General features: G+C 71.6%; 28 protein-coding genes and 1 pseudogene. 18 read left to right on the top strand and 11 right to left on the bottom strand.

Annotation, left to right across the window (positions count from 1 at the left end; translation table 11 throughout):
- Window positions 1-281: pseudogene (locus tag ACN6LD_RS22465) on the bottom strand (transketolase); the annotation flags it as partial.
- 354 nt (window positions 282-635) lie between these two features.
- Between ACN6LD_RS22465 and ACN6LD_RS22460 the strand changes: the two are divergent.
- From ACN6LD_RS22460 to ACN6LD_RS22450, 3 genes are all read left to right on the top strand, one after another.
- Window positions 636-1589 carry a heme o synthase gene (locus ACN6LD_RS22460; RefSeq protein ID WP_306953333.1) on the top strand — a complete coding sequence of 318 codons (954 nt, stop codon included), beginning with the start codon at window positions 636-638 and terminating at the stop codon, window positions 1587-1589.
- 105 nt (window positions 1590-1694) lie between these two features.
- On the top strand, window positions 1695-2051 hold the full coding sequence (locus tag ACN6LD_RS22455) for a hypothetical protein (RefSeq protein WP_319193712.1): 357 nt from the start codon (window positions 1695-1697) through the stop codon (window positions 2049-2051).
- A 91-nt stretch (window positions 2052-2142) separates the two neighbouring features.
- Window positions 2143-3249 (top strand): amidohydrolase family protein, encoded by a 1107-nt coding sequence (locus ACN6LD_RS22450; RefSeq protein ID WP_319193711.1) that lies wholly within the window; start codon window positions 2143-2145, stop codon window positions 3247-3249.
- A gap of 39 nt (window positions 3250-3288) precedes the next feature.
- On the opposite strand, the gene ACN6LD_RS22445 is transcribed toward ACN6LD_RS22450, so the two are convergent.
- From ACN6LD_RS22445 to ACN6LD_RS22430, 4 genes are all read right to left on the bottom strand, one after another.
- Window positions 3289-4302, bottom strand: a complete 1014-nt coding sequence (locus ACN6LD_RS22445; RefSeq protein WP_445044096.1) for a COX15/CtaA family protein — start codon at window positions 4300-4302, stop codon at window positions 3289-3291.
- Between the two features lie 55 nt (window positions 4303-4357).
- Complete coding sequence (locus tag ACN6LD_RS22440) at window positions 4358-5074, bottom strand: ABC transporter permease (RefSeq protein WP_319193713.1); 717 nt, start codon at window positions 5072-5074, stop codon at window positions 4358-4360.
- Window positions 5075-5124: 50 nt separating this feature from the next.
- Window positions 5125-6048, bottom strand: coding sequence for an ABC transporter ATP-binding protein (locus tag ACN6LD_RS22435; RefSeq protein ID WP_319193707.1), 924 nt, complete (start codon window positions 6046-6048; stop codon window positions 5125-5127).
- An 88-nt stretch (window positions 6049-6136) separates the two neighbouring features.
- Window positions 6137-6934: an aminoglycoside N(3)-acetyltransferase gene (locus tag ACN6LD_RS22430; protein ID WP_445044095.1), complete on the bottom strand. Its 798-nt coding sequence runs from the start codon at window positions 6932-6934 to the stop codon at window positions 6137-6139.
- 183 nt (window positions 6935-7117) lie between these two features.
- Between ACN6LD_RS22430 and ACN6LD_RS22425 the strand changes: the two genes are divergently transcribed.
- The 8 genes from ACN6LD_RS22425 (at window position 7118) to ACN6LD_RS22390 (ending at window position 13704) form a co-directional block, all read left to right on the top strand.
- On the top strand, window positions 7118-7861 hold the full coding sequence (locus tag ACN6LD_RS22425; protein WP_319193703.1) for a helix-turn-helix transcriptional regulator: 744 nt from the start codon (window positions 7118-7120) through the stop codon (window positions 7859-7861).
- Complete coding sequence (gene sufB, locus ACN6LD_RS22420) at window positions 7858-9279, top strand: Fe-S cluster assembly protein SufB (protein WP_319193701.1); 1422 nt, start codon at window positions 7858-7860, stop codon at window positions 9277-9279. The genes ACN6LD_RS22425 and sufB overlap by 4 nt, the downstream gene beginning before the upstream one ends.
- A 61-nt stretch (window positions 9280-9340) precedes the next feature.
- Window positions 9341-10522, top strand: coding sequence for a Fe-S cluster assembly protein SufD (gene sufD / locus ACN6LD_RS22415; RefSeq protein WP_319193700.1), 1182 nt, complete (start codon window positions 9341-9343; stop codon window positions 10520-10522).
- Complete coding sequence (locus ACN6LD_RS22410) at window positions 10522-10839, top strand: non-heme iron oxygenase ferredoxin subunit (protein WP_057581214.1); 318 nt, start codon at window positions 10522-10524, stop codon at window positions 10837-10839. Before sufD ends, ACN6LD_RS22410 begins: the two co-directional genes overlap by 1 nt.
- Before the next feature lie 7 nt (window positions 10840-10846).
- On the top strand, window positions 10847-11632 hold the full coding sequence (sufC, locus tag ACN6LD_RS22405; protein WP_319193699.1) for a Fe-S cluster assembly ATPase SufC: 786 nt from the start codon (window positions 10847-10849) through the stop codon (window positions 11630-11632).
- A complete protein-coding gene (locus tag ACN6LD_RS22400; protein WP_319193698.1) occupies window positions 11629-12885 on the top strand; it encodes a cysteine desulfurase in 1257 nt (418 codons plus the stop codon). Before sufC ends, ACN6LD_RS22400 begins: the two co-directional genes overlap by 4 nt.
- 19 nt (window positions 12886-12904) lie before the next feature.
- On the top strand, window positions 12905-13375 hold the full coding sequence (gene sufU / locus ACN6LD_RS22395) for a Fe-S cluster assembly sulfur transfer protein SufU (RefSeq protein ID WP_057581217.1): 471 nt from the start codon (window positions 12905-12907) through the stop codon (window positions 13373-13375).
- A complete protein-coding gene (locus tag ACN6LD_RS22390; protein ID WP_005477879.1) occupies window positions 13372-13704 on the top strand; it encodes a metal-sulfur cluster assembly factor in 333 nt (110 codons plus the stop codon). The genes sufU and ACN6LD_RS22390 overlap by 4 nt, the downstream gene beginning before the upstream one ends.
- 108 nt (window positions 13705-13812) lie before the next feature.
- On the opposite strand, the gene ACN6LD_RS22385 is transcribed toward ACN6LD_RS22390, so the two are convergent.
- Window positions 13813-14655, bottom strand: coding sequence for an AbfB domain-containing protein (locus ACN6LD_RS22385; protein WP_319193697.1), 843 nt, complete (start codon window positions 14653-14655; stop codon window positions 13813-13815).
- A gap of 437 nt (window positions 14656-15092) precedes the next feature.
- On the opposite strand from ACN6LD_RS22385, the gene ACN6LD_RS22380 reads away from it, so the two are divergent.
- Both ACN6LD_RS22380 and ACN6LD_RS22375 read left to right on the top strand, forming a co-directional pair.
- Window positions 15093-15413: a DMT family transporter gene (locus ACN6LD_RS22380; RefSeq protein ID WP_057581219.1), complete on the top strand. Its 321-nt coding sequence runs from the start codon at window positions 15093-15095 to the stop codon at window positions 15411-15413.
- Window positions 15413-15976: a TetR/AcrR family transcriptional regulator gene (locus tag ACN6LD_RS22375; protein ID WP_319193695.1), complete on the top strand. Its 564-nt coding sequence runs from the start codon at window positions 15413-15415 to the stop codon at window positions 15974-15976. Before ACN6LD_RS22380 ends, ACN6LD_RS22375 begins: the two co-directional genes overlap by 1 nt.
- Before the next feature lie 196 nt (window positions 15977-16172).
- On the opposite strand, the gene ACN6LD_RS22370 is transcribed toward ACN6LD_RS22375, so the two are convergent.
- Window positions 16173-17057 carry a winged helix-turn-helix transcriptional regulator gene (locus ACN6LD_RS22370; protein ID WP_445044094.1) on the bottom strand — a complete coding sequence of 295 codons (885 nt, stop codon included), beginning with the start codon at window positions 17055-17057 and terminating at the stop codon, window positions 16173-16175.
- Window positions 17058-17255: 198 nt separating this feature from the next.
- Between ACN6LD_RS22370 and dapD the strand changes: the two genes are divergently transcribed.
- On the top strand, window positions 17256-18245 hold the full coding sequence (dapD, locus tag ACN6LD_RS22365) for a 2,3,4,5-tetrahydropyridine-2,6-dicarboxylate N-succinyltransferase (RefSeq protein ID WP_319193693.1): 990 nt from the start codon (window positions 17256-17258) through the stop codon (window positions 18243-18245).
- 90 nt (window positions 18246-18335) lie between these two features.
- Here dapD and ACN6LD_RS22360 read toward each other — a convergent pair whose 3' ends face one another.
- The 3 genes from ACN6LD_RS22360 to dapA all read right to left on the bottom strand — a co-directional run bounded on the left by ACN6LD_RS22360 (window position 18336) and on the right by dapA (window position 20355).
- Window positions 18336-18599 carry a hypothetical protein gene (locus tag ACN6LD_RS22360; RefSeq protein WP_445044093.1) on the bottom strand — a complete coding sequence of 88 codons (264 nt, stop codon included), beginning with the start codon at window positions 18597-18599 and terminating at the stop codon, window positions 18336-18338.
- A complete protein-coding gene (locus tag ACN6LD_RS22355; protein WP_445044092.1) occupies window positions 18580-19182 on the bottom strand; it encodes a hypothetical protein in 603 nt (200 codons plus the stop codon). Before ACN6LD_RS22355 ends, ACN6LD_RS22360 begins: the two co-directional genes overlap by 20 nt.
- Before the next feature lie 234 nt (window positions 19183-19416).
- Window positions 19417-20355: a 4-hydroxy-tetrahydrodipicolinate synthase gene (gene dapA / locus ACN6LD_RS22350; protein WP_445044091.1), complete on the bottom strand. Its 939-nt coding sequence runs from the start codon at window positions 20353-20355 to the stop codon at window positions 19417-19419.
- 257 nt (window positions 20356-20612) lie between these two features.
- On the opposite strand from dapA, the gene ACN6LD_RS22345 reads away from it, so the two are divergent.
- The 3 genes from ACN6LD_RS22345 (at window position 20613) to ACN6LD_RS22335 (ending at window position 22836) form a co-directional block, all read left to right on the top strand.
- On the top strand, window positions 20613-21092 hold the full coding sequence (locus tag ACN6LD_RS22345; protein WP_445044089.1) for a DUF3618 domain-containing protein: 480 nt from the start codon (window positions 20613-20615) through the stop codon (window positions 21090-21092).
- A gap of 384 nt (window positions 21093-21476) precedes the next feature.
- Window positions 21477-22088, top strand: a complete 612-nt coding sequence (locus ACN6LD_RS22340) for an ArsR/SmtB family transcription factor (RefSeq protein ID WP_319188652.1) — start codon at window positions 21477-21479, stop codon at window positions 22086-22088.
- Between the two features lie 16 nt (window positions 22089-22104).
- Window positions 22105-22836 carry an SRPBCC family protein gene (locus ACN6LD_RS22335; RefSeq protein WP_319188653.1) on the top strand — a complete coding sequence of 244 codons (732 nt, stop codon included), beginning with the start codon at window positions 22105-22107 and terminating at the stop codon, window positions 22834-22836.
- Window positions 22837-22848: 12 nt separating this feature from the next.
- Here the strand turns inward: ACN6LD_RS22335 and ACN6LD_RS22330 are convergent, their stop codons facing one another.
- Window positions 22849-24675 carry an endonuclease/exonuclease/phosphatase family protein gene (locus ACN6LD_RS22330; protein WP_445044088.1) on the bottom strand — a complete coding sequence of 609 codons (1827 nt, stop codon included), beginning with the start codon at window positions 24673-24675 and terminating at the stop codon, window positions 22849-22851.
- Window positions 24676-24968: 293 nt separating this feature from the next.
- On the opposite strand from ACN6LD_RS22330, the gene ACN6LD_RS22325 reads away from it, so the two are divergent.
- The gene (locus ACN6LD_RS22325) at window positions 24969-26396 is read left to right on the top strand and encodes a hypothetical protein (protein WP_445044087.1); all 1428 of its coding nucleotides are present in this window, start codon (window positions 24969-24971) and stop codon (window positions 26394-26396) included.
- Window positions 26397-26628: the final 232 nt, after the last annotated feature.

Here is a 26628-nt window from a genome sequence, read left to right as displayed (position 1 = left end):
AGGCCGAAACCGGCCAGGTACAGCTGGGTGTACAGCGTCAGGGACGAGTGGCCCGCGGACAGCACGAAGCGGTCGCGGCCGACCCAGTCGGCGTCCGCCGGGTCATGTCGCATCACCTTCTGGAAGAGGGTGTACGCGGCAGGCGCCAGGCTCATCGCCGTACCGGGATGGCCGTTGCCGACCTTCTGTACGGCATCGGCGGCCAGGACGCGGGCGGTGTCCACGGCCCGCTGGTCCAGCTCGGTCCACTCGAGGTCTGTGGTGGTCGGCTTGGTGCTCACCCTGGGTCAGGGCTCCTCTCCACATGTCACGCATGTCGAATGCCGGTGCACGCGGCGCCCACCGGCCGTTGTCGAGCCTACCCCCGTCAGAACGTGCATTTTTTCGAGTCATTCCAGACTGCCGGGTAGCTTCGCGATCCGCCCGCCGACCGGTGAGTTTCCTGTTCAGCAAGTGAATACGGAGCCGCTCGTACGAGTGCTCAACAGAGTGCCTTCCGGCTCTTCCGCGGGCGCCGTCCAACACGACCCCACCCCCGCGAATATCGGGGTATGGGCAACGTCTACAGTGGCGTGGTACGCGCGAGCCTTTACCCCGTATTCACGTGGGGAGCTCGCTGGGAGTCTCTGTCAGGGGTGTGCGTGACGGCCGTTGAATCCCGTCCAGTGGGGATTGTCGGGGCGAGCCAGAGCCCGAGCCGGCGGCCGGTCGGGGCCCGGGTCAAGGCGTTCGTGGCGCTGACCAAGCCGCGGATCATCGAACTGCTGCTGATCACCACCGTCCCGGTGATGTTCCTGGCGCAGCAGGGCGTTCCGGACCTCGGCCTGGTGGTTCTGACCTGCCTGGGCGGTTATCTGTCCGCAGGCGGCGCGAACGCGCTGAACATGTACATCGACCGCGACATCGACGCCCTGATGGACCGCACCTCGCAGCGTCCGCTGGTCACCGGGATGGTCAGCCCGCGTGAATGCCTGGCCTTCGGAATCACCCTCGCGGTGGTCTCGACCCTGCTGTTCGGCCTCACCGTCAACTGGCTGTCGGCCTGGCTCGCCCTCGGCGCGCTCCTCTTCTACGTCGTCGTCTACACGATGATCCTCAAGCGGCGCACCTCGCAGAACATCGTGTGGGGCGGCATCGCGGGCTGCATGCCGGTCCTGATCGGCTGGTCGGCCGTGACGAACTCGGTGTCCTGGGCGCCGGTCGTCCTCTTCCTCGTCATGTTCTTCTGGACGCCGCCGCACTACTGGCCGCTGTCCATGAAGGTCAAGGACGACTACGCGCGCGTCGGCGTGCCGATGCTGCCGGTCGTCGCCTCCAACAAGACCGTCGCCAAGCAGATCGTCCTCTACAGCTGGGTGATGGTCGGCGTCTCACTGCTGCTGCAGCCGCTGGGCTACACCGGCTGGTTCTACACCGCGGTCGCGCTGACGGCGGGCGGCTGGTGGCTGTGGGAGGCGCACGGACTGCAGAACCGGGCGAAGGCGGAGGTCACGGGCGGCAAGCTGAAGGAGATGCGGCTGTTCCACTGGTCCATCACCTATGTGTCGCTGCTCTTCGTGGCGGTCGCGGTGGACCCCTTCCTGCGGTAGCCGCTGCGCGCCGCTCCCTCTTCACGGCTCACGGCCGGGGTGCGTGGTCAAGGCCACGCACCCCGGCCGTCGCCGTTCGATCTACCCGTCGGTAGCATCCTGGCCATGGCAGACACCAAGCAGGTTGACGAGACCGCCGACGCCAAGCAGGCCGCGAAGTCCGAGCGCACGGCGGCACGGCTCGCCCGGCGGATCAGCGCCTTCGCCAAGGAGCACGGCGGAGCCGAGGGCCAGGTCGCGCACCTCGGCGAGCGCGGCGCCCGTATCGTCCTGGTCGGCGAGGACGGCGGCTGGGGCGACCTGGTGGCCCCCTCGGTCGCCGTCGCCGGGCTGGCCGTCGAGAAGGCCGGCATCACCGTCCACGAGGCCTTCGACGGCGAGCTCGCGGCGAAGGTGCGGACCGGACCCTACGAGTGGACGCGGATGGCGGGCATCCAGGTCGGCGGTCCGAAGAACGGCTGAGCGGCGAACAGTCGGCCGCCAGCAACACCTGACGCCCCGGTCACCCGTTAGGACCCTTGGAAGCGACGTGGTCCATCTCCCGGGAGTCCGGATGATCGAAACGCCGTCCTTGGTGGACCAGCACTGCCACGGCGTCCTGCGAACGGAGCTGGGTCTCGGCACCTTCGAGGCCCAGCTGGCCCTGACCTCGGGCCCGCCGGCCCCCGGCACCACGCTGTTCGACACGCAGACGGGGTTCGCGGTGCGCCGCTGGTGCCCCCCGCTGCTCGGCCTGGAACCGCACGCGCCGCCCGCCCGCTACCTCGCCCGGCGTCGTGAACTCGGCGCACTGGAGGCGGGCCGTCGGCTGCTGCGCGGCAGCGGCATCACGACGTACCTGGTCGACACCGGCCTGCCCGGCGATCTCACCGGACCGGGCGAGCTGGCCTCCACGGGCGGCGCCGAGGCCCGCGAGATCGTGCGTCTGGAACTCCTCGCCGAGCAGGTCGCCGACACCTCCGGCACCGTCGAGTCCTTCCTGGCGAACCTCGCCGAGGCGGTCCACGGGGCCGCCGCGAGCGCCGTGGCGTTCACCTCCGTCGCGGGCCTGCGGCACGGCCTCGCGCTCGCGCCCGAGCCGCCGGGACCGGGAGAGGTGCGCGGCGCGGCGGGCCGCTGGCTGGCCGCGCGCAGGGTCGGCGGCGAGCTGAGCGACCCGGTGCTGCTGCGGCACCTGCTGTGGAGTGCCGTCGCCTCCGAGCTTCCCCTGCAGCTGCACGCGGGCCTCGGGGCGCCGGGTGCGCGGATCGACCGCACCGACCCCGTTCTGCTCACCGACTTCGTCCGCGCCACGGCCGGCCTCGGCACCGATCTCGTCCTGCTGCACGGCTACCCCTACCACCGGCACGCCGCCCACCTCGCGGGAGTCTTCCCGCACGTGTACGCCGACTCCGGGGCGGCCCTCGTCAGGACCGGCGCCCGTGCGGCGACCGTCCTCGCGGAGATCCTGGAGCTGGCGCCCTTCGGGAAGATCCTCTTCTCCACCGGCGCACACGGGCTGCCCGAGCTGCACGTGGTCGGGGCCCGGCTGTTCCGCGAGGCGCTGGCGCGGGTGCTGGGCGGCTGGGTCGCGGAGGGCGCGTGGTCGCCCGGGGACGCGCAGCGGGTGGCCGGACTGATCGCGGCGGGCAACGCCCGCAGGGTCTACGGGCTGGGCTGAGCCGCCCGGACAGGCGGGCCCGGACAGGCGGCGGGCGGCTCAGGCGCGTGTGCCGGCCGTCGCCTCCGTGGCCGGGTGCGGCAGGCCGGCCGTCGTCGTCCCGCCGCGTTCGCGCAGCGCCAGCGGCACCCGCAGGACGGCGATCCACACCAGGCACGATCCGAGCATGTGCAGTCCGACGAGGACCTCGGGAAGGTCGGTGAAGTACTGGACGTAGCCGATGACGCCCTGCGAGAGCAGCACCAGGAACAGGTCCCGGGTACGGTCCAGCGGGCTCTTCGGGGCGTCCACCGCCTTGAGGATGAACCACAGGGCGAAGGTCAGCGTCACCACGATCCAGGCGAGCACGGCGTGCAGCTTGGCAACCGTCTCCCAGTCCAGCGGCATCCGCTCGACCTCGCTGGAGTCGCCGGCGTGCGGTCCCGCGCCGGTGACCACCGTGCCCACGGCGATCAGCAGCGTCGAGGCGAGGACCAGGAACCACACCAGCTGCTGTACGGGCCTGCCGACCAGCGGGCGGGGCTCCCCGTCGCCCTCCTTGGCGCGCTGCCACATCACCGCGGCGACCGCGATCAGCGCCGAGGCGGCCAGGAAGTGCGCCGCGACCGTGTACGGGTTGAGTCCGACGAGCACGACGATCCCGCCGAGCACGGCGTTGCTCATCACCAGCCAGAACTGTGCCCAGCCCAGCCGGGTCAGGCTGCGGCGGTACGGCTTCTCCGAGCGCGCGGCGATGATCGCCCAGCCGACGGCCGCGCACAGCACGTACGTCAGCATGCGGTTGCCGAACTCGATGGCGCCGTGGAAGCCCATCGCGCTCGTCGCGGTGAGCGAGTCGTCGGTGCACTTGGGCCAGGTCGGGCAGCCGAGGCCGGAGCCCGTGAGCCGGACCGCGCCGCCGGTGACCACGATCACCACCGACATCACGAGCGCGAAGAGAGCCGCCCGCCGAACCGTCCGGGGAGCGGGGGTCCAGCGTGCGGCGATGAAGGCGAGGGGGTTGCGCACGGCGGCTACGGCGTCGGCACGGGTCACGTTCAGCACGCGTCCCATCGTAAGCGGGCCGCTTGTGCACGGTTTCACGAGGGTCCCCGGTGGCCGGGCGGCGCTACTCCCAGCGGAAGAAGCGGCCGGCCGCCGCGAGCCCGACGACGGCCCAGACCGCCAGGATCCCGAGGTCGCCCCAGGGCATTCCCGCGCCGTGCTGGAGGACGTCCCGCAGGCCGTCGGAGAGCGCGGTGACGGGCAGCAGCCCGAGCACGTCCTGCGCACCGGGCGGGAACTTGTCCAGCGGCACGATCACCCCGCCGCCCACCAGCAGCAGCAGGAAGACGAGGTTCGCCGCGGCCAGCGTCGCCTCCGCCTTCAGAGTGCCCGCCATCAGCAGGCCGAGCCCGGAGAAGGCGGCCGTGCCGGCGACCAGGAGCAGCACGACGGCCGCCGGGTCGCCGTGCGGATTCCAGCCCAGCGCGAAGGCGATCGCCGTCAGCAGGATCACCTGGAGGACCTCGGTGACCAGCACCGACAGCGTCTTCGCCGTCATCAGGCCCCAGCGGGGCAGCGGGGAGGAGGCGAGCCGCTTCAGCACCCCGTAGCGGCGCTCGAAGCCGGTGGCGATGGCCTGGCCGGTGAAGGCCGTCGACATCACGGCGAGCGCCAGGATGCCGGGGGCGAGGAAGTCCACCGCCTCGCCCGCGCCGGTGTCGACGACGTCCACCGTGCTGAACAGCACCAGCAGGAGCGTCGGGATCACCACGGTGAGCAGCAGCTGCTCGCCGTTGCGCAGCAGCATCCTCGTCTCCAGCGCCGCCTGGGCCGCGATCATGCGGGGGAGCGGGGCCGCGCCGGGCCGGGGGGTGTAGGTGCCGGTGGCGGTCACGAGCGCAGCTCCTTGCCGGTGAGTTCGAGGAAGACGTCCTCCAGGGTGTGGCGTTCCACCGAGATCCGGTCCGGCATCACCCCGTGCTGCGCGCACCACGAGGTCACCGTGGCGAGCAGCTGGGGGTCGACCTTGCCCACGATCCGGTAGGAGCCCGCGGTCAGCTCGGCGGCCGAGCTGTCGGCCGGCAGGGCCTTCAGCAGCGAGCCGACGTCGAGCCCGGGACGGCCGGTGAAGCGCAGGGTGTTCTCGGCGCCGCCGCGGCACAGCTCCTCGGGGGAGCCCTGCGCGATCACCGTGCCGGCGTCGATGATCGCCACGTCGTCGGCGAGCTGCTCGGCCTCGTCCATGTGGTGGGTGGTCAGGATGACCGAGACGCCGTCCGCGCGCAGGTCACGCACCAGATCCCAGGTGGCGCGGCGGGCCTGCGGGTCGAGGCCGGCCGTCGGCTCGTCCAGGAAGACCAGTTCCGGGCGGCCGACGACGGCCATCGCGAGCGCGAGGCGCTGCTGCTGGCCGCCGGAGAGCCGGCGGTAGCTCGTACGGCCGCACGAGCCGAGACCGAGGCGCTCGACGAGGGAGTCGACGTCCAGCGGATGCGCGTGCAGCTTCGCCATGTGCCGGAGCATCTCGTCGGCCCGCGCGCCCGAGTACACGCCCCCCGACTGCAGCATCACGCCGATCCGGGGACGCAGCTCGGCGGCCTGCCCCACCGGGTCGAGGCCGAGCACGCGCACGGTGCCGGAGTCCGGTCTGCGGTACCCCTCGCAGGTCTCGACCGTGGTCGTCTTGCCGGCGCCGTTGGGTCCGAGGACGGCGGTGACGCCCGCCCGGGCCGTCAGATCGAGGCCGTTCACCGCGGTCTTCGCCCCGTACCGCTTCACCAGGGCCTGGACCCGGACGACAGGCTCACTTCGCATGGCTCAAGAGTCTAGGTTCGCGGTCGGGAAGCCGGACCGGCGGGTACGGGAACCGGCCGCCGCCGGCCGGGTCGGCCCGCCGGGGTGCTCAGCACTCGTCCTCGCGGGAACGGTGCAGGGGCAGCCACCGCTGCGCGTAGGCCACCGCGTCCGCGACCGGGAACAGCCGGGCGTCGGCCGCGCCGACCCCGCCCCGCACGACGGGTCGGTCCCGTTCGAAGTCATGGCCGAGCTCGTCGAAGCGGGCGGCGCTGACCGACACCTCGGTGACCATCTCCCAGCCGTCCGGACCGGGCCGTCCGACCCGCACCAGCGGAGCGGGAATGCGGTATTCGGCGAGGTGGAAGCTGGTGCACGCCCCGTAGCCCGCGCCGAGCAGGAGCACCCGCGCGCCCTCCTGCTCCAGGCGGGCCAGGGGGCTGTTCTCGCCCAGCCGGCAGTCGGGCGCGTGTCCGGCGACGATCTCGGCGGCCCGCGCCCCGAGCGCCGCGAAGGAGGCGTGCGGATGCGCGCTGCGCCGGGCGCCCGGCCAGGTGCGGACCGTCTCCGGGATGACGCCGACGCCGCGGGTGGGGGTGATGAGGGGGTCGTAGACGGGCATCGCCGCCCGGATGGTCTCCCACCACGGCTCGGGCACCGGCGGATCGCTCCAGGCCGCCGGATCGGACAGCTGCCCGCTGTGGGCCGGGACCACGAGCGTGCCGTCCGGGCCGAGCGCGTCCAGCAGTCCCTGCACGACCGCGACGGCGCCCCCGCACACCCAGCCGAGGGAACCGAGGGAGGAGTGGACCAGGAGGATTTCTCCGGATTGGACACCGAGCGCGCCGAGGTCCGCCGCGAGGGTGCTGCGGGTGACGAGCGGGCCGGTGGGAGCAGGTGTGGGCATGGTCGGGCAGTCTCCTGGAAGACGGCCCCGCCGACCAGCCGTTTGTCCGCCGGGCCGGGCGCCGCCGATCGATCGGAGATCGTTTCTCCAGGTCAGATTAGGTATGCCTAAGTGATGCAGGGCACCGCCGGGTGGATCAAGCACGGCTTGCCTGCCCCTGAGGAATTACGCAACAATGGCGTTGTGAAAAACGTCGGCGAGGCTCGGGAGACCCCAACGGGGACCCCGCAGGAGGAGCTCGCGACCGGTGAGCGCTCGACGCGCAACCGGGTCGCGCGGTCCATCCTGGACCACGGGCCCTCGACCGTCGCCGAGCTGGCCGGCCGGCTGGGCCTCACCCAGGCCGCCGTGCGCAGGCACCTCGACGCGCTGGTCGCCGACGACGTCGTGCAGCCCCGTGAGCAGCGCGTGTACGGCACGCGCACCCGCGGCCGTCCGGCCAAGGTCTTCGCCCTCACCGACTGCGGCCGGGACGCCTTCGACCAGTCCTACGACAAGCTCGCCGCGGACGCCCTGCGCTGGATCCAGGACCGCTTCGGCGGGGACGAGGCCGTGGTCGCCTTCGCGCGCGCGAGGATCGCCGAGCAGGCCGCCGGATACCGTGAGGCGATCGAGGCGGCCGCCCCCGAGCAGCGCACCGAAGCCCTGGCGAAGGCCCTGAGCGCAGACGGGTACGCTGCTACGGCGCGCAGCGCACCGGTCGGCGAGCAGCTGTGCCAGCACCACTGCCCCGTCGCCCATGTCGCGGAGAAGTTCCCGCAGCTCTGCGATGCGGAGACCGAGATCTTCTCTCAGCTGCTCGGGACGCACGTCCAGCGGCTGGCGACCATCGCGCACGGCGACGGCGTCTGCACGACGTTCATCCCCAGAGTTTCCACAGCCACCCAGAACGCATCCGCAAGCACGGCCGGGAGGAACCCCGCATGACTCTCCCCACGGAGACTGCCCACCCCGAACTCGAGGGTCTGGGCAAGTACGAATACGGCTGGGCCGACTCCGACACGGCCGGCGCCTCTGCGAAGCGCGGCATCAACGAGGACGTCGTCCGGGACATCTCGGCGAAGAAGTCCGAGCCCGAGTGGATGACGAAGCTCCGCCTCAAGGGCCTCAGGCTCTTCGAGAAGAAGCCCATGCCGAACTGGGGCTCGGACCTGTCGGGCATCGACTTCGACAACATCAAGTACTTCGTGCGCTCCACGGAGAAGCAGGCGGAGTCCTGGGAGGACCTGCCCGAGGACATCAAGAACACGTACGACAAGCTCGGCATCCCCGAGGCGGAGAAGCAGCGCCTCGTCGCGGGCGTCGCGGCCCAGTACGAGTCCGAGGTCGTCTACCACCAGATCCGTGAGGACCTGGAGGAGCAGGGCGTCATCTTCCTCGACACCGACACCGCGCTGAAGCAGCACCCGGAGCTCTTCAAGGAGTACTTCGGCACGGTCATCCCGGTCGGCGACAACAAGTTCGCGTCGCTGAACACCGCGGTGTGGTCCGGCGGCTCCTTCATCTACGTGCCGAAGGGCGTGCACGTCGAGATCCCGCTCCAGGCCTACTTCCGTATCAACACGGAGAACATGGGCCAGTTCGAGCGGACCCTGATCATCGTCGACGAGGGCGCCTACGTGCACTACGTCGAGGGCTGCACGGCCCCGATCTACAAGTCGGACTCGCTGCACAGCGCCGTGGTCGAGATCATCGTCAAGAAGAACGCCCGCTGCCGTTACACGACCATCCAGAACTGGTCGAACAACGTCTACAACCTGGTCACCAAGCGCGCCGTGGCGTACGAGGGCGCGACCATGGAGTGGATCGACGGCAACATCGGCTCCAAGGTGACGATGAAGTACCCGGCCGTCTACCTGATGGGCGAGCACGCCAAGGGCGAGACCCTCTCCATCGCCTTCGCGGGCGAGGGCCAGCACCAGGACGCCGGCTCCAAGATGGTCCACATGGCGCCGAACACCTCGTCCAACATCGTCTCCAAGTCGGTGGCGCGCGGTGGCGGCCGCACCTCCTACCGCGGTCTCGTCGAGATCGGCGAGGGCGCGCACGGCTCCAAGTCGAACGTGCTGTGCGACGCGCTGCTCGTCGACACCATCTCCCGTTCCGACACGTACCCCTACGTGGACGTCCGTGAGGACGACGTGTCCATGGGCCACGAGGCCACCGTCTCCAAGGTCAGCGACGACCAGCTCTTCTACCTGATGAGCCGTGGCATGACCGAGTTCGAGGCGATGGCGATGATCGTGCGCGGCTTCGTCGAGCCCATCGCGAAGGAGCTGCCCATGGAGTACGCCCTCGAGCTCAACCGGCTGATCGAGCTGCAGATGGAAGGCGCGGTCGGTTAAGACCCGCCCCCAGGCAAGCAGCTAGCGAAATCTGACGTAGGAAGAGAGCAGACCGACAGCCATGGCTGAGGCTCAGAACATCCCGGTGGGCAGCACGACCGCCGGCCAGATCGCGGTGGCCGCCGAGTCGACCGTCGCCACGCGCATGAGCGCGCCCCCGTCCTTCGACGTCGCGGACTTCCCGGTCCCGCACGGTCGCGAGGAGGAGTGGCGGTTCACGCCGCTGGAGCGGCTGCGCGGCCTGCACGACGGCACCGCCGTCGCGACGGGCGACGGCGTGAAGGTCGCCGTCGAGGCCCCCGAGGGCGTCACGGTCGAACTCGTGGACCGCGACGACCCGCGTCTCGGCAAGGCCGGCGTCCCGGTGGACCGGATCGCGGCCCAGGCGTACTCGGCGTTCGAGAAGGCCGGCGTGGTCACCGTCCCCAAGGAGACGGTCCTCACCGAGCCGATCCGCATCGCGGTGCACGGCGAGGGCGGGGTGTCCTACGGCCACCAGGTCATCGAGCTGGGCGCGTTCGCCGAGGCGGTCGTCGTCATCGACCACACCGGCGACGCCGTGATCGCCGCCAACGTCGACTACGTCCTCGGGGACGGCGCGAAGCTGACCGTCGTCTCCGTCCAGGACTGGGACGACAAGGCCGTGCACGTGGCCCAGCACAACGCCCTCGTCGGCCGGGACGCGAGCTTCAAGTCGGTCGTGGTGACCTTCGGCGGCGACCTCGTCCGCCTCCACCCGCGCGTGACGTACGCCGGTCCGGGCGCCGAGGCCGAGCTGTTCGGTCTGTACTTCACGGACGCCGGCCAGCACCAGGAGCACCGCCTGCTGGTCGACCACAACATGCCGCACTGCAAGTCCAACGTCGTCTACAAGGGCGCCCTCCAGGGCGAGGCCGCGCACGCCGTGTGGATCGGTGACGTGCTCATCGAGGCCAAGGCCGAGGGCACCGACACCTACGAGATGAACCGCAACCTGGTCCTCACGGACGGCGCGCGCGTCGACTCGGTGCCGAACCTGGAGATCGAGACCGGCGAGATCGTGGGCGCCGGCCACGCCTCGGCCACCGGTCGCTTCGACGACGAGCAGCTCTTCTACCTGATGGCCCGCGGCATCCCGGCCGACGAGGCCCGTCGCCTGGTGGTCCGCGGCTTCTTCGCCGAGCTGGTCCAGCAGATCGGCGTGGCCGACATCGAGGAGCGACTGCTCGGAAAGATCGAGACCGAGCTGGAGGCCACGGTCTGATGGCCTACCTACGCGCCTGTGGACTGAGCGAGCTGGAGGAGGACACCCCCAAGAGGGTGGAGCTCGACGGCACGCCGGTCTCGGTCGTCCGCACCGAGGGGGAGGTGTTCGCCGTGCACGACATCTGCTCCCACGCGAACGTCTCGCTCTCCGAGGGCGAGGTGGAGGACTGTCAGATCGAGTGCTGGCTGCACGGTTCCTCGTTCGACCTGCGCACCGGCAAACCGTCCGGCCTTCCCGCGACGCGACCCGTCCCCGTATACCCCGTAAAGATCGAAGGGGACGACGTGCTCGTCTCCCTCACCCAGGAGTCCTGAGGCACCCATGGCAACGCTTGAAATCCGAGACCTGCACGTCACCGTCGAGGCCGACAACGCCACGAAGGAGATCCTCAAGGGCGTCGACCTCACCGTGAAGCAGGGCGAGACACACGCCATCATGGGCCCCAACGGCTCCGGCAAGTCGACGCTCGCCTACTCGCTCGCGGGTCACCCGAAGTACACGATCACCGGCGGCACCGTCACCCTCGACGGCGAGGACGTCCTGGAGATGTCCGTCGACGAGCGCGCCCGCGCCGGCCTGTTCCTCGCGATGCAGTACCCGGTCGAGGTCCCCGGTGTCTCCGTGTCGAACTTCCTGCGCACCTCCGCCACCGCGATCCGCGGCGAGGCCCCCAAGCTCCGCCTGTGGGTCAAGGAGGTCAAGGAGGCCATGCAGCGCCTCAACATGGACACCTCCTTCGCCGAGCGCAACGTCAACGAGGGCTTCTCCGGCGGTGAGAAGAAGCGTCACGAGATCCTCCAGCTGGAGCTGCTCCGGCCGAAGGTCGCGATCCTCGACGAGACGGACTCCGGTCTGGACGTCGACGCCCTGCGCATCGTCTCCGAGGGCGTCAACCGCGTCCGCGAGACGGGCGAGGTCGGCACCCTGCTGATCACGCACTACACGCGCATCCTGCGCTACATCAAGCCCGACTTCGTCCACGTCTTCTCCGGCGGCCGCATCGTCGAGTCCGGCGGCGCCGAGCTCGCCGACAAGCTGGAGAACGAGGGCTACGAGGCGTACGCGAAGCACGACGCAGTCGACACGAAGGGTGGCGTATCCGCGTGACACAGCTGCCGGGCCTCCTCGACGTCGAGGCGATCCGCAAGGACTTCCCCATCCTGGATCGACAGATCCACGACGGCAAGAAGCTCGTGTACCTGGACAACGCGGCGACCTCGCAGAAGCCGCGCCAGGTGCTGGACGCTCTCAGTGACTACTACGAGCGCTACAACGCCAACGTCCACCGCGGTGTGCATGTGCTCGCCGAGGAGGCCACGGCGCTGTACGAGGGCGCGCGCGACAAGGTCGCCGCGTTCGTGAACGCGCCGAGCCGCGACGAGGTGATCTTCACCAAGAACGCCTCCGAGTCGCTCAACCTCGTGGCCAACATGCTCGGCTGGGCCGACGAGCCCTACCGGGTCGACCACGAGACCGAGATCGTGATCACCGAGATGGAGCACCACTCCAACATCGTGCCGTGGCAGCTGCTGGCGCAGCGCACGGGCGCGAAGCTGAAGTGGTTCGGCCTGACCGACGACGGTCGGCTCGACCTCTCGAACATCGACGAGATCATCACCGAGAAGACGAAGATCGTCTCCTTCGTGCTGGTGTCGAACATCCTCGGCACGGTCAACCCCGTCGAGGCGATAGTGCGCCGCGCGCAGGAGGTCGGCGCGCTGGTGTGCATCGACGCCTCGCAGGCGGCGCCCCACATGCCGATGGACGTGCAGGCCCTCCAGGCCGACTTCGTGGCCTTCACCGGCCACAAGATGTGCGGTCCGACCGGCATCGGCGTCCTCTGGGGCCGCCAGGAGCTGCTCGAGGACCTGCCCCCGTTCCTCGGCGGCGGCGAGATGATCGAGACCGTGTCGATGCACTCGTCGACGTACGCCCCGGCGCCGCACAAGTTCGAGGCGGGCACCCCGCCGATCGCGCAGGCGGTCGGTCTCGGCGCGGCCATCGACTACCTGTCCGCGATCGGCATGGACAAGATCCTCGCCCACGAGCACGCGCTCACCGAGTACGCGGTGCGCAGGCTCGGCGACGTCCCCGACCTGCGGATCATCGGCCCGACGACGGCCGAGGACCGGGGCGCGGCGATCTCCTTCACGCTCGGCGACATCCACCCGCACGACGTGGGCCAGGTGCTCGACGAGCAGGGCATCGCGGTCCGGGTGGGCCACCACTGCGCCCGTCCCGTCTGCCTGCGCTACGGAATTCCCGCGACCACACGAGCGTCGTTCTATCTGTACTCCACGACGGCCGAGATCGACGCCCTGGTCGACGGTCTGGAGCACGTACGGAACTTCTTCGGCTGAGGGGTTGGCGAGAGAGCGCATGAAGCTGGACTCGATGTACCAGGACGTCATCCTGGACCACTACAAGCACCCGCACGGGCGTGGTCTGCGCGATGGCGACGCCGAGGTGCACCACGTGAACCCGACGTGCGGCGACGAGATCACCCTGCGGGTGAAGTACGACGGCACGAGGATCGAGGACGTCAGTTACGAGGGCCAGGGCTGTTCCATCAGCCAGGCCAGCGCCTCCGTGCTGAACGACCTGCTGGTCGGCAAGGACCTGGCCGACGCGCAGAAGATCCAGGAGACCTTCCTGGAGCTGATGCAGTCCAAGGGGAAGATCGAGCCCGACGACGCGATGGAGGAGGTGCTGGAGGACGCGGTCGCGTTCGCCGGCGTCTCCAAGTACCCGGCCCGGGTCAAGTGCGCCCTCCTCAGCTGGATGGCGTGGAAGGACGCGACGGCCCAGGCGCTGGGCGCCGACGCCGACGTCGAAAGGAAGACGGCATGAGCGAGACCCTGGAGATGAAGCCGGCCTCCGAGGAGGAGGTCCGCGAGGCCCTGTACGACGTCGTCGACCCGGAACTGGGCATCGACGTCGTCAACCTCGGACTCATCTACGGCATCCACATCGACGACGCGAACATCGCGACGATCGACATGACCCTGACCTCCGCGGCCTGCCCGCTGACGGACGTCATCGAGGACCAGGCCAAGTCCGCCACGGACGGCATCGTCAACGAGCTGCGCATCAACTGGGTCTGGATGCCCCCGTGGGGCCCCGACAAGATCACCGACGACGGCCGCGAGCAGCTGCGCGCGCTCGGTTTCAACGTCTGAGGCTGCGACGTCCGAGAGCCCTGCGCACGCGGTGTGCGAAAGCGGCGGCGCCCCGACCGGGGCGCCGCCGCTTTTCCGTGCGCGTCCGTGCGGCGCCGGCGCCGGGACTCAGCCCAGCGGGCTCACCAGCCGGAAGGAGAAGTCCGCCCGGTTCGTGGTGTTGTAGCCCCACGGGTCCAGGCGCAGCCCGAAGTCCTTGTGGCGCAGCGCGTAGTTGGGGTAGTTCACCGAATGCAGCAGCACCGCGCCCGGCTCCCCCGAGTAGCCGGGGCAGAAGGTGGCGTCCTGCCGGAACAGCGAGGAGCCGTCGTTGTACTCGGCGCGCAGGACGAAGTTGCGGTGACGCAGGTACCGGCCGTCGTGCGTCGCGAAAGAGATGCAGGAGCTGTCGGACAGCCCGCTGACCACGTGGAAGGTGGAGTCCTCGCGGGACTCCGAGCCGCGTGGCGCGTCGAGCTTCACCAGCGAACCGCTCACGTGCCAGTAGCGGTCCGGGTAGTTGACCGCCTGCACCGACCTTTCGTCACCGGAGGCCGGCGGGCCGGACGGCTTCCCGGGCGCGTGCGCCGAGGGGGCGGCCGAGACGCCGGGCGACGAACTGCCCTGCGGCCGGGGGGAGGAGGACGCCTCCGGCGAGGCCGACGCCGAGGGGGACGCGGACGTGTGCTTCTTCCCCGTCGGCGTCGGGGATGCGCTGACGGAGGGCGAGGCGAAGGAGATGAGGCCGCCGGCCGTCTCGTCGTCCGACAGCGTCTGCTGCCGGCCGGCCTCGGACCTCTGGTCAACGGGCCTGTCGTTCAAGGCGATCGCGGTCACGCACGCCAGGACGGTGGCGACGGCGAGGCCGCCGGCCAACCACAGGCGCCGTGTTCCGGGGGCCCGGGAGGTGTCCGGGGCCCAGCCGTTCTCCCAGGGTTGCTCCTGGGGCAGCCGGGACTTGTCTTCTGGCATGCGCTGTTCCTCCAGCGGCGTCCCGGCTGCAAGTGCCGGTGTGTGAACGGTGAAACAGTAGTGGAAGCTGTGGCTCGCGTTCATCCGTTTGGGCGAGCGCTTTCCATAACGCTTTCGAATCTCCCGTCACTTGGGCGCGAGCGGCGGGCCTCCGGTGTGCCGGTGTGTGCCGATGTGGGTGCCGATGCCTGCCGTTGTGCGTACCGGGGGCGTACGCACGGGTGCGCACCCATGTGTACGGGGCGGGTGCCTGCGGGCGCGCGCCCATGGCCGGTGTGTACGGGGCGGGTGCCGACGGGCGCGCGCCCATGGCCGGTGTGTACGGGGCGTGTGCCGACGGGCGCGCGCCCATGGCCGGTCGGGAGACAGGTGCCGGCGGGAGCGGTCGAGTGCGCCTATGTGTACGTCCGTACGCATCGTTGTGTACGCTTGTACGCATGGGATATCTGACACTCGCCGGCGCCATCGCCGCCGAGGTGGCCGCGACGACGGCCATGAAGTACAGCGAAGGGTTCAGCAAGCTCTGGCCCGCGCTGCTGACGGCCGTCGGCTACCTGCTGTCCTTCCTTCTCCTCGCGCAGACGCTGAAGACCGTCGGGATCGGCACCGCCTACGCGATCTGGGCCGGGGCCGGCACCGCGGCCATCGCCCTCATCGGGCTCGTCCTGTTCGGCGAGGCCCTGACGCCCGTCAAGATCGCGGGAGTTCTGCTGATCGTCGGGGGAGTGGTTTTGCTGAACCTGGGCGGTGCGCACTAGTGGCCCGCCGCTACGATCCCGAGCGGCGCCAGCGGATCATCGACGCGGCGATCCGGGTCGTCGGGGCGAAGGGGCTGGCCGGACTGAGCCACCGCTCGGTCGCGGCCGAGGCCGACGTCCCGCTCGGTTCCACGACGTACCACTTCGCCACGCTCGACGAGCTGATGACCGCCGCCCTGCGGCAGGCCAGCGAGGGCTTCGCCAAAGCGGTCGCGGCGCACGGCGGACTGACGGACGCGCGCGTCGACCTGCCGACGGAACTGGCCGGGCTGCTCGGCGAGTGGCTGGCCGGCGACCGCACCGGCGTCGAGCTGGAGTACGAGCTCTATCTGGCCGCCCTGCGCCGCCCGGCGCTGCGCCCCGTCGCCGCGGAGTGGGCCGAGGACCTCGCCGCCCTCCTCGCCCGCCGCACCGACCCCCGCACCGCACGGGCCCTGGTCGCGCTGATGGACGGCATCTGCCTCCAGGTCCTGCTGACGGACGCCCCCTACGACGAGGAGTACACCCGGGAGGCCCTGGCCCGGCTGCTCGTCCCCGCGCGTCCGGGCGCCGAAGGCCGCTGAACACCGCCCATCTCCTGGCGGTCCGCCCGCTCCCGTGGTGGCCTTGCCTGGTCCCGTGGCGGCCTGTCCGGTCCCGTGGCGGCGTGCCCGGTCCTGGCGGCCTGCCCGGTCCCGTTGCGGTCCACCCGGTCCCTCGGTGGTCCGCCCGGTCCCGGGGCGCCCCCGATCCCGGCTGGCCGGCGCGCCCCGCGCATCCTCACCGGGCGCCGAGGTCGCGCACGGCGTCCAGGGCCGCCGCCACGCTGCCCGCGACGTCGGTGACCGGGTACTGCACGTGGCGCACGACCCGTTCCCGGTCGACGATCAGGGTCATCCGCTTCAGCCTGCTCGCCCCGGCCGCCCGGAACGTCGGCAGGCGCAGGGCGCTGATCAACGTCAGGTCCGCGTCGGAGAGGAGCGGGAAGCCGAGCCCCTCCTTCTCGGCGAACGCCCGCTGCTCGTCCGGGCGTTGGGTGGAGACTCCGTGCACCGCGGCGCCCGCCGCGCGGAACTCGGCCAGACGGTCGCGGTAGGTGCACGACTCCAGGGTGCAGCCCGACGTGCCCGGGATGCCGGTCCAGCCCGGCGGATAGCCGTCGGGGCGGGCGTAGGCGCCGGGAAAGCAGTAGAGAACGGTGCAGGAGGCGTCGTCCGGTACCGGATCACGCGGGACTCCCCGGTCGTCGACCAGCCGGAGCGCGGGAAGCCGCGCGCCCACGAGGGCGTGCACGCGCCGCGCCTCGGCCGACGCCTCCTCGGCCGTGGCGGTGGAGCTGCCGTCGCCGAGGATCCAGGTGTCGCCCCAGTCCTGGAGGGCGACCAGGACCGGCAGCAGGGCCCGGCCGCGCGGGGTGAGCCGGTACTCGTACCGAGGCGGGCGGTCCTGGTAGGGCACCCGGGTGAGCACGTCCGCCTCGACCAGCAGACGCAGCCGTTCCGTCAACACCTTTCGGGACAGGCCGAGTTCGCGCTGGAGCTCGTCGAACCGGTGCACGCCGCGCGCGGTGTCCCGGACGATCAGCAGGGTCCACCAGTCCCCGACGACGTCCAGGGACTGCGCGATGGCACAGCCGGAGTCCTCCAGACTCGTCCTGCGCGCCATGTGTCCCGCCCTCCCTCTCCGCGGCCGTCCCCGGCCTCCGGCAGCCGCTCCCGGCCTCTCGCAGAGGGGGGAGCGGCCATGCTGACACAGTTGGTTCCCAAGGGGAACTCATCAGGCGGGCGGGGTCCTGCGGCCCGCCTCCTGAGACACCGCTGTGCGGGTTGGCCTCTGCGGCCCCCCGCCGGTTAGGTTGCCCGTATGACCGACACGACTGCTCCTCGCACCACCGGCGCCGCGGCCACCGGCCTCGCCACGATCGCCGCCGACGGCACTGTTCTCGACACCTGGTTCCCCGCGCCCGCTCTCGTCGCCGAGCCGGGCCCGTCCGGCACCGAGCGGCTGTCCGCCGGCCAGGCCGTGGAGCTCCTCGGCGAGGCCGCCGCGAAGGCGGTCGGCCCGGACGCCCGCCGGGGCGTCGAGGTGGTCGCGGTCCGCACGGTCATCGCCTCCCTCGACGACAAGCCGCTCGACGCGCACGACGTCTACCTGCGTCTGCACCTGCTCTCCCACCGGCTGGTCAAGCCGCACGGGCAGAGCCTGGACGGCATGTTCGGCCACCTCGCCAACGTCGCCTGGACCTCGCTCGGCCCGGTCGCCGTCGACGACGTCGAGAAGGTCCGCCTGAACGCCCGCGCCGAGGGACTCCACCTCCAGGTCACGTCCATCGACAAGTTCCCGCGCATGACGGACTACGTCGCCCCGAAGGGCGTCCGCATCGCCGACGCCGACCGGGTCCGCCTCGGCGCGCACCTCGCCGAGGGCACCACGGTCATGCACGAGGGCTTCGTCAACTTCAACGCCGGCACCCTCGGCACCTCGATGGTCGAGGGCCGCATCTCCGCGGGCGTCATCGTCGGCGACGGCTCCGACATCGGCGGCGGCGCCTCCACCATGGGCACGCTGTCCGGCGGCGGCAACGTGATCATCTCCATCGGCGAGCGCTGCCTCATCGGCGCGGAGGCGGGCGTCGGCATCGCCCTCGGCGACGAGTGCGTCGTCGAGGCGGGCCTCTACGTCACCGCGGGCACGCGCGTCACCATGCCCGACGGCCAGATCGTCAAGGCACGCGAGCTCTCCGGCGCCTCGAACATCCTGTTCCGCCGCAACTCGGTCACCGGCGCGGTCGAGGCCCGCCCGAACAACGCGGTCTGGGGCGGCCTGAACGAGATCCTCCACAGCCACAACTGATCACCGCGCCGCCCACGGCCCGCGCCCACGGCCCGCGGCCGCCCGCGACGACGGTGCGTGCGCGGTGACGCCCGGGGCGAGGGCGTCGGCTCATTCGTCCCGACGGGTCGTGCCACACGTGCGCGTGGGCGTGTTCGCGGTGTCGTCGGTCCCCTCCGCCCCGGCCTGCGCCGGGGCGGGCGTGTCGGCAGCCGCCCTCGCGGACGCCCGCTGCGCGCGTTGTGCCCGCAGCGCCGCCCTCGCGGCGGCGGTCTCCCGCTGCGCCTGCTCCGTCAGCAGGCGTATCCGGGCCTCGCGCTGTGCGCCGGTCAGGCCGGTGAGGCCGAGCCTGGCGTCACGTTCCTCCTGGGACACGCGTCCCCTCCTCTCCTCGGCCGTCTTCTGACGGTGTCGACGACGGTCCCGGCGCCGCCTGCCGGGGGACGGCGCCGCCTCCCGTCGGCAGGCCGGCGGCGAACGCGGCCAGCGACGTGAAGTCCTCGTCCCGCAGGCCCACGCGGGGGTCGACGTGGTGCAGCAGGGCCGGTCCCGGGTGGTGGACGGTGACGTACTCCGAGTCGGCGGGCGACTGTTCGTCGTCGACCCAGGCGAACGGGCGGCCCGCCGCGTGCGCGACGATCGTCTCCGTCTTCCAGTGGACACCGTCGGGCCGGTGGGCGAACAGGGCCGCGCCGAAGTCGACGTACGGCAGCTCGGGCAGGCCGACCACGGGGGCGATCCAGCGGTTGGCCTCCGCCATCCAGGTCGTGGCCCAGCACAGCTCGTAGGGGAGACGGAGCAGAGCGGCGCCGTGCTCCGGGTGCAGCCACACCCGCAGGGGGCGCGGTCGGCCCACGGACGCCCTGATCGTCGTATAGCCCGCAGGTCGCTTCGTGGGGCGGGCGGCATACGGATTGAGGGGACCGTCGACGTCGAGGTAGAGCAGCGGTCGGCTCATGAGGCCACCGTACGCAACACCGCCGCACGTCCGCCGGGCAATTCCGGGCGCCCATGAGTCTGCACGGGAGTGGGGCCGCCCGAGGGCTGGGGCCGCCCGAGGGCTGGGGGGCCACCGCGCTGCCGGGACCATTGCGCGGCACCGGCACCGGCACCGGCACCGGCACCGGCAGTCGGGCGGGCGCGGGTCGTCGGCCGGGTCCGTCGGGAGCCCGGTCCGGGTGCCCGGGCGCGGTCAGGCCGTCAGGCGCTCGTGGACGGCGCGCAGACCGGCCACCGTGTCGCGGCCGGCAGGACGCAGCGGCGGGCGGACCGCACCGGCCGGCAACCCCATGTCGTCGAGCAGTGCCTTGGCGGTGACAGCCCCCGGCAGACCCGACGCCATCATCGCCTCCACCAGTTCCACGGTCCGCCGCTGGAGCCGGGCGGCCTCGGCGGTGTCGCCCGCGTCGAACGCGTCAAGGACGGCACGCATCCGTTCCGGGGCCACGTTGGCGACCGTGCTGACGTATCCGGCCGCGCCGACCGCGTACAGGGCGAGGTTGTGTTCGTCGCAGCCCGCGTAGTACGCCAACGCGGTGCGGGCGAGCACCTTCTGCGCGCCGAGGAAGTCGGCGGAGCAGTCCTTGACCGCGACGATCCTCGGGTGCTCGGCGAGCCGGATCAACGTGTCCGGCTCGATGCGGACGCCGGTACGGCCGGGGATGTCGTACAGCATCACGGGCAGCCCGGAGGCGTCCGCGACGTCCCGGAAGTGCGCCTCCAGGGCGTCCTGCGGGGGCAGGCTGTAGTACGGGCCGACCACCAGCACGCCGTCCGCGCCCGCCTTCTCGGCGTCCGATGTCAGCTCCACGGTGTGCCGGGTGTCGAAGGTGCCCACTCCCGTGACGATCGACGCCCGCTCGCCCACCGCCTCCCGCACCGCCCGCACAAGGTCCGCCTTCTCGGTGTCCGAGGTGGTCGGCGACTCGCCCGTGGTGCCGGAGAGCACCAGCCCGTCGCAGCCCCTGGACACCAGCCGGTCCGCCAGCCGCTGCGCGCCGTCGAGGTCGAGCCCGCCCGAGCTGGTGAAGGGGGTGACCATCGCGCAGAGCGCACGTCCGAAGACGGGGGGCTGGACGGGGGCGGGGAGAGGGGCGGAGGCGGAGGCCGGGGGCGAGGGAGGCTTCGTCATGCGAGTAGTCTCGGCGAGACTATCGTGAAGCTCCACTTAATTCTTCTGCGAGATATACATAAGTAATGCTACGAGATGGAGGGTGCCGCAACGCCGTCGAGGCGATCCGGAGCAGGGATGGCGGAGGGCGGCCGGGGTACCCGGAGGTCTCGGAATCCGCAGGAGGCGGCGGGCCGTGAGGTCGTGCCGTCCGCATCGAGGTGCTTCTCGGCGGACCTCGGGGCCGACGTCGTCGAGATCAGGGAGAGGATGCGCCGATGACGCACAGGAGGGCTGCCGGTCTGCGTCGGCAGATCGGGCGAACCGGAAGGCGACTGGGTGCGGCGGCAGGGGAGTTGGTCACCCGTGCCGATGTGCGCGGCCGGGCCGGCGTCCGCGCCGCCGACCTCCTGGACCGGGCCGGCGCGGTGAGCGTGCAACTGCGCAGCACGGCGTCCCAGGCCAGGCGGCACGTGCGGGAACGGGCGGGCCGTCCCCGTCGTCCGGGGGAGGGTTCCGCGAGCCGTGCAAACGCCCTGGCGGCCCTGGCGCAGATGCCGTCACGCCGCCCGGCGCGCACCCCGCGCACTCTCCGTGCCCCGCGCACCCCGCACGCCCTCCGCGCCGCACGCACCGCGCACGCCGACGTGCGGCCCGCGCTGCGGCGTCCGCGGCCGGCGGTGCTCGCGGGCGCGGCGGCCGTGACGCTGGCCGCGGCCGGGGCCCGGGCCGTCGGGAGGAAGCGCCGTAGGCGTTGATCGCGCCGGCATCGTCGCTCGACTGCCCCCGAGTGGCCGCCCGCCGACCACCGCCCACTGCCCCCGGACAGCCGGCCACTGCCGCCTGGCAGCCGCCCACCGCCCGCCGGCCCCGCGCGGCCGCCAACCGCCCGCTGCCTCTGGGCCACCGCCCCCGGACAGCCGCCTGCGGCCCGCTGCCTCCGGACAGCCGCCCACCGCCCGCTGCCTCCGGACAGCCGCCCACCGCCCACTGCCCGTTGTTCGGCCGACCGAGGCCCGGCACCCCGAACCACCGGGTGTCGGGCCTCGGTCGTGCTCGCCGCCGGACCCGCGGACGACACGCCCTCCACCGAAAACTTCAGTCCCCTGGACAAAAAAAGTTTTCGGTGAGACGGTGGACGCATGCTGGACGTCACCGTGATCGAGGACCCCGAGGCCGCGGCCGCCTCCCTGGACCCCATACGGGCCCGACTGCTCGCCGAGCTGGCCGCCGGACCCGCGTCGGCCGCGATGCTGGCCGGGAAGGTCGGACTGCCGCGGCAGAAGGTGAACTACCACCTGAAGGCGCTGGAGCGGCACGGCCTGGTCGAGCTGGCCGGCGAGCGGCGCAAGGGCAACGTCACCGAGCGGCTGATGCGGGCGACCGCGGCGTCGTACGTCATCTCGCCGCTCGCTCTCGCCCAGGTGCAGCCCGACCCGGACCGTTTCCGCGACCAGCTCTCCGCCCGATGGATGCTCGCCCTCGGCGCCCGGCTGGTCAGGGACGTCGGTTCGCTGATCACCGGGGCCGCCAAGGCCCGCCGGCGGCTGGCGACCTTCGCTCTGGACGGCGAGGTGCGCTTCGCCTCCGCGGCGGAACGGGCCGCGTTCATCCAGGAGTTGACGGCCGGCGTCGGCGCGTTGATCCGCAAGTACGACGCCCCTGACGCGGAGGGCGGCCGCGATCACCGGATCGTCGTCGCCGTGCATCCGACGGTCAAGGACCAGCAGCAGACCCCCGAACTGGACCGATAGGCAGCAGGAGCTCACCATGTCCAAGGAATTCGAGATCGTCAGCGAGTTCGAGGTCGACGCCACCCCGGAGCAGGTGTGGGAGGCGGTCACGCACGGCACCGGCGCGTATCTGTGGCCGATGGACCCGCCCGAGCCGCGGGTGGGCGGCGCCGCCGCCTTCGGTTCGACCGTCACCGCCTGGGACCCGCCGCACCACCTCACCGTCCGCAGCGAGGACGTCGGGTTCGCCGTCCAGAGCGTGAACCAGCTCGAGCACGTCATCGAGGCGCGTGACGGCGGCCGGCGGGCCTGGGTGCGCTATGTGCACAGCGGCGTCTTCACGGACGACTGGGACAACCAGTACGACGGCGCGGCCAAGCACACCGACTTCTATCTGCACACCCTGCGCGAGTACCTCACGCACTTCGCGCCCCGCCCGGTGACGTTCGCCTCGGCCGAGGGTCCCGGGGCGTCGGCCACCGCGGACGGCCTCGCCGCGGTCGGCGCGGCGCTCGGGCTCTCGGCGGACGACGCCCAGGGCGACCGGGTGACCGTGCGCGGGCCGCAGGAGTTCGACGCCGTGCTGGACTACCGCAACCCGTACTTCGTCGGACTGCGCACCGGCACCGCCCTCATCCGGGTCTTCGGCCGCGGCCGCTGGGGCGCGCCGGTCGGCGTCAGCGTCCACGACTTCGCGCCGGACGCCGACGCCGAGGCGATCGGGAAGGCGTGGCAGGGCTGGCTGAACGGCGTGTTCAGCCGGCCCTGACCGCGCCGTCGGTCACGGCTCGAAGCGCAGCACCTGCGGGTCGTGGTCGCTGATCTGGTCGTGGAACTCCGAGTTGATGTGCACGCTGTCGTACTCGAAGCCGCAGCCGCGCCGGATCGACGGGCTGACCAGGATCTGGTCCAGGACCTGCTGGTTGCCCTGGTAGTCGTAGCTGTACCGCTCGCTGCGGGGCAGCGACTTGATCGCCGACCACAGAGCGCCGTCGCTCTCGAGGATCTGCGCCGTGCCGGAGAACTCGAAGTCGTTGATGTCGCCGAGCGCGACGACGTCCGCGTTCTTCTGCACGGCGAGGATGTCCTTGACGAACGCGTTGACCAGCGTCGCCTGCTGGTGGCGCTGGACCTCCGAGCTGCGTGCCACCGGCTGGTACTGCGAGGTCAGCCCCTGGTCGCCGCCCTTGGAGTTGAAGTGGTTGGCGATCACGAAGACCGTGCGGCCGCGGAAGACGAACTCGCCGGCCAGCGGCTTGCGGCTGTTCGCCCAGGCCGCGTCGGCGGGGGCGATCCGGCCGGGCGAGGCGCTGAGCTGAGCCTTGCCGTGCACCTTGGAGACGGCGACGGCCGTGGTGGAGTCGCCGCCCGCGCGGTCGGTGAAGGACACCCGCTGCGGGTTGAACAGGAACACCTGGCGGATGTTGCCGCCCGGCTCGCCGCCGTCCGCGTTGTTCACGGGGTCGATCGAGCGCCAGTCGTACTTCGGGCCGCCGGCGGCCACGATCGCGTCGATCAGCTTGCCGACCGTGACGTCGGCGGCGACCGTGCCGTCGTTCGTCGCGCCGTTGTCGTCCTGGATCTCCTCCAGGGACACGATGTCCGGCGACTTCAGGTTGTTCACGATCGCGGCGGCGTGCTCCTCGAACGTGGCGTCCGACGGGTCGAGGTTCTCCACGTTGTACGTGGCGACCGCCAGCTCGCCCCTCTTCTGCTTCTGCGTCGTCTCCCGCTGCAGACCGCCGCTCTTGAGCGCGCCGAGCTGGTTGGCGACGAGGGTGTAGCCGCCGAACTGGTTGTAGTCCAGCGGGCCCGTGGTGACGCCGGTGAGGGTGTCGCCGACGTTCGCGACGGGGAAGTCGGCCGTCGCGCCGAGCGACTGGATCTGCAGCCGACCGGTGTTCTGCGAGGTGTAGGAGCCGTACAGCGTGCCGCCGCTGCGGCTGGTGTTCTCCCGCGGCTTCACCGTGACCCACAGCTCGGTGTACGGGTCGGTCGCGGTGACCACGCGGGCGTCGGCGACCTGGACGTTCATGCCCTCGAGGGACTCGTAGTAGTCCAGGGCGTACGTGCCGGGCCGCAGCGTCAGGCCGTTGATCGAGTTGGCCGCCGCGGCGTCGCCGGCCGGGGTGTAGGCGGCCGGGACCGACCGCGCGTTCACGACGGTCGCCGCCGGGACCGCGTTGCCGCTGGACAGGACCGTCACCGTCGGCTTGGTGATCTCCGTGATCGACTGGTTGCCGGTGGACGTGCCGCCGGGCACGAACTCCGACACCGTGCCGGTGACCGTGACGGAGTCGCCGACGGCGACCTTGGGGGCGGAGCTGGTGAAGACGAACACGCCCTCACTGGTGGCCGGGTCGGCGTCCGGGTTCGGATCCTGGATCCAGAACCCCTTGGACGAACCGTAGGTGCGCACGCCGGTGACGATTCCGGCCACACCCGTGACCGCCTTGCCGGCGTACGGCGAGATCCGGGTGGTGCCCTGGATGTCGTGAACGGCCACCGTCTCCGCGTGCGCGGGTGCGGACAGGGCGACGGTGGAGGCCGCGGAACATACTGCGGCGACGGTGAGCGCGGCGAGACGCGCGGACTTCTTGCTCGGCAACGGAATCCCTCCGGGGACGTACGTGAGCGCCGGGACGAGGGTGGAGCAGGGACGCTGGGGCCGCGACCGGTGGGGCGGTCCGCGACGCGCGTAGAAAAATACAGTGAACACATGTCCATTCGATTTCTACGCGCGTCAATCTCCTGCCTGGTCAGGCCACTTGTCAAGGTTTCGGCCATGTACGGCACCTGACCGGGAGATGAACCGGGCGGCATGCGTCCATATCCGTCTAGGCTGAGTGGCCCAGTGCCCACAGCGGGCCGGTGGCACGAAGCGCCTAGGAGAACCAGCCGATGTCAGACAGCTCCCCCCTGCCGCCGGTGCGCCTGCACCCCGAAGCGGAGCTGGCGCGCGACGCGCTGTCCACGCCGTTGCTCTCCCGGGCCGTCGTGCTCGCCCGCTGGGCCGGACCCGACACCCGGGTCGACGCCGGCGGAGGGCTCGTCGAGGAGCAACTGGCGTCCGCCGCCGAGTCCCTGGGCCTGACCGGGGAGGACGCCGCCGCCTACGCGAGCGAGGCGTGGCGGGTCGCCGTGGACGCCGGACTCGTGGAGATCGTCGACGAGGAGGCCGGCGCCGTCGCGGCCGGTGAGGAACTGGCCCTGCTCACCGCCGGCTCCCCGCACGACGTCCTCGCCGTCTGGCTCGGCGCCCTCGAGACCGTGCTCGCCGACGCGGCCGTCCCCGACCTGGACGAGCTCATGGAGGCGATGGACGAGGGCGGTGAGGTCGACTTCTCGCGGCTCGACTGGAACCCCGAGGCCGAGGCCGAGTTCCTCGACGGCGTGCTCGGCAACCTCTACCTCCTCACCGCCAGCGAGGACGGCCCCGGGGACGGGCCGGTCCCGCTCCCCGCGCTCGCCGCCTCCATGCTCGTGCCCGGGGACATGGACGAGCCCACCAACGACGTCCTGGAGCAGGTCTCCGACGCGATGATGCGGCTCGACGACCAGTTCCGGCTCCTGGAGCCCATCGGCCTCGTCGCCTACCGGCCCGTCGACGAGGCCCTGATGACGGACCCCGACGAGGAGCCCGCCGCCCCGGTCGACGAGACCGACGTCTCCCGCTACGGCATGGTCCGCCTCACCCCGCTCGGCCTCTACGGCATGCGGGCCCGGCTGCTGGAGGCCGGCTTCGACGCCCCGGCCGTCGGCGATCTCGCCGACAAGGGCGCCGACGCCCTCCTCGACGGCAGCGCCGGTTACGGCTCGCGCGCCGCCCTCGCCGAGACCGAGCACTGGCTGGCCCGCCGCGAACCGCTCGCCGCCGCGCGGGAGCTGCTGGCCGCCGCGCGCGGCTCGGACCCCGGCGCCCCACTGCGCCGGCTGCGCTGCCAGCAGGCCCTCTCCCTGCTCGGCGGCCAGGCCGAGCCCGCCGTCCGCGAGGTCCTCGACGACGCCGAACTCGGCGGGCTGGCCCGCGTCTGGCTCAGCGAGCTCGGCGCGACGGACGTGCCCGCGCCCTCCGAGGACCTGGTCTTCTGGCTCACCATCGACACCCTGGCCGCGCAGCTCGCCGCCGAGGGCAACTCCGAGGAGCTGCAGGCCCTCGTCGAAGGACTGGCGCAACAGCACAGCGGGTTCTTCGCGGCCGCCTGGCGCGTCGACCACCCGGCCACCCCCGACGTCCTCGAGGCGATGGGGCGCCTGCACCCCGACAAGCGCATCGCGAAGGAGGCCCGCAAGGCCGCCTTCAAGGCGCGCTCCCAACAGGGCGGCTGACCCTCCGCAGGGGACCTCTTTGAGCTTCCGTGGCCTGATGCGTACGGATTCATGAAAGGGGGTCCCCCGAAGCCGCCTGCCGTTCAACTCCCGTTCAGGCATGGACGGGACGGTGACGCCGAACCGAGGTCCACCCCCCTCCCCGGCACTTCACCGTCTCAGGAGACACACCATGTCGCTCACCCGCAGGGACTTCGCCAGGCAGTCCGCGCTCACCGGCGCCGGGGTCGCG

This window comes from Streptomyces sp. SAS_272 (assembly GCF_052543235.1).
This window is presented reverse-complemented; position numbering and strand designations above follow the sequence as displayed.

Bases quoted from the DNA above. Each gene is read 5' to 3' on its own strand.
- ACN6LD_RS22340 (WP_319188652.1), top strand. From the start codon at position 21,477: ATGCTGGACGTCACCGTGATCGAGGACCCCGAGGCCGCGGCCGCCTCC.
- sufD (WP_319193700.1), top strand. From the start codon at position 9,341: ATGGCTGAGGCTCAGAACATCCCGGTGGGCAGCACGACCGCCGGCCAG.
- sufC (WP_319193699.1), top strand. From the start codon at position 10,847: ATGGCAACGCTTGAAATCCGAGACCTGCACGTCACCGTCGAGGCCGAC.
- ACN6LD_RS22325 (WP_445044087.1), top strand. From the start codon at position 24,969: ATGTCAGACAGCTCCCCCCTGCCGCCGGTGCGCCTGCACCCCGAAGCG.
- ACN6LD_RS22335 (WP_319188653.1), top strand. From the start codon at position 22,105: ATGTCCAAGGAATTCGAGATCGTCAGCGAGTTCGAGGTCGACGCCACC.
- ACN6LD_RS22445 (WP_445044096.1), bottom strand. From the start codon at position 4,302: ATGGGACGCGTGCTGAACGTGACCCGTGCCGACGCCGTAGCCGCCGTG.
- ACN6LD_RS22440 (WP_319193713.1), bottom strand. From the start codon at position 5,074: ATGATCGCGGCCCAGGCGGCGCTGGAGACGAGGATGCTGCTGCGCAAC.
- ACN6LD_RS22355 (WP_445044092.1), bottom strand. From the start codon at position 19,182: ATGAGCCGACCGCTGCTCTACCTCGACGTCGACGGTCCCCTCAATCCG.
- ACN6LD_RS22430 (WP_445044095.1), bottom strand. From the start codon at position 6,934: ATGCCCACACCTGCTCCCACCGGCCCGCTCGTCACCCGCAGCACCCTC.
- ACN6LD_RS22370 (WP_445044094.1), bottom strand. From the start codon at position 17,057: ATGGCGCGCAGGACGAGTCTGGAGGACTCCGGCTGTGCCATCGCGCAG.
- ACN6LD_RS22390 (WP_005477879.1), top strand. From the start codon at position 13,372: ATGAGCGAGACCCTGGAGATGAAGCCGGCCTCCGAGGAGGAGGTCCGC.
- ACN6LD_RS22410 (WP_057581214.1), top strand. From the start codon at position 10,522: ATGGCCTACCTACGCGCCTGTGGACTGAGCGAGCTGGAGGAGGACACC.
- ACN6LD_RS22345 (WP_445044089.1), top strand. From the start codon at position 20,613: ATGACGCACAGGAGGGCTGCCGGTCTGCGTCGGCAGATCGGGCGAACC.
- sufB (WP_319193701.1), top strand. From the start codon at position 7,858: ATGACTCTCCCCACGGAGACTGCCCACCCCGAACTCGAGGGTCTGGGC.
- ACN6LD_RS22385 (WP_319193697.1), bottom strand. From the start codon at position 14,655: ATGCCAGAAGACAAGTCCCGGCTGCCCCAGGAGCAACCCTGGGAGAAC.
- ACN6LD_RS22450 (WP_319193711.1), top strand. From the start codon at position 2,143: ATGATCGAAACGCCGTCCTTGGTGGACCAGCACTGCCACGGCGTCCTG.
- sufU (WP_057581217.1), top strand. From the start codon at position 12,905: ATGAAGCTGGACTCGATGTACCAGGACGTCATCCTGGACCACTACAAG.
- dapA (WP_445044091.1), bottom strand. From the start codon at position 20,355: ATGACGAAGCCTCCCTCGCCCCCGGCCTCCGCCTCCGCCCCTCTCCCC.
- dapD (WP_319193693.1), top strand. From the start codon at position 17,256: ATGACCGACACGACTGCTCCTCGCACCACCGGCGCCGCGGCCACCGGC.
- ACN6LD_RS22380 (WP_057581219.1), top strand. From the start codon at position 15,093: ATGGGATATCTGACACTCGCCGGCGCCATCGCCGCCGAGGTGGCCGCG.
- ACN6LD_RS22435 (WP_319193707.1), bottom strand. From the start codon at position 6,048: ATGCGAAGTGAGCCTGTCGTCCGGGTCCAGGCCCTGGTGAAGCGGTAC.
- ACN6LD_RS22455 (WP_319193712.1), top strand. From the start codon at position 1,695: ATGGCAGACACCAAGCAGGTTGACGAGACCGCCGACGCCAAGCAGGCC.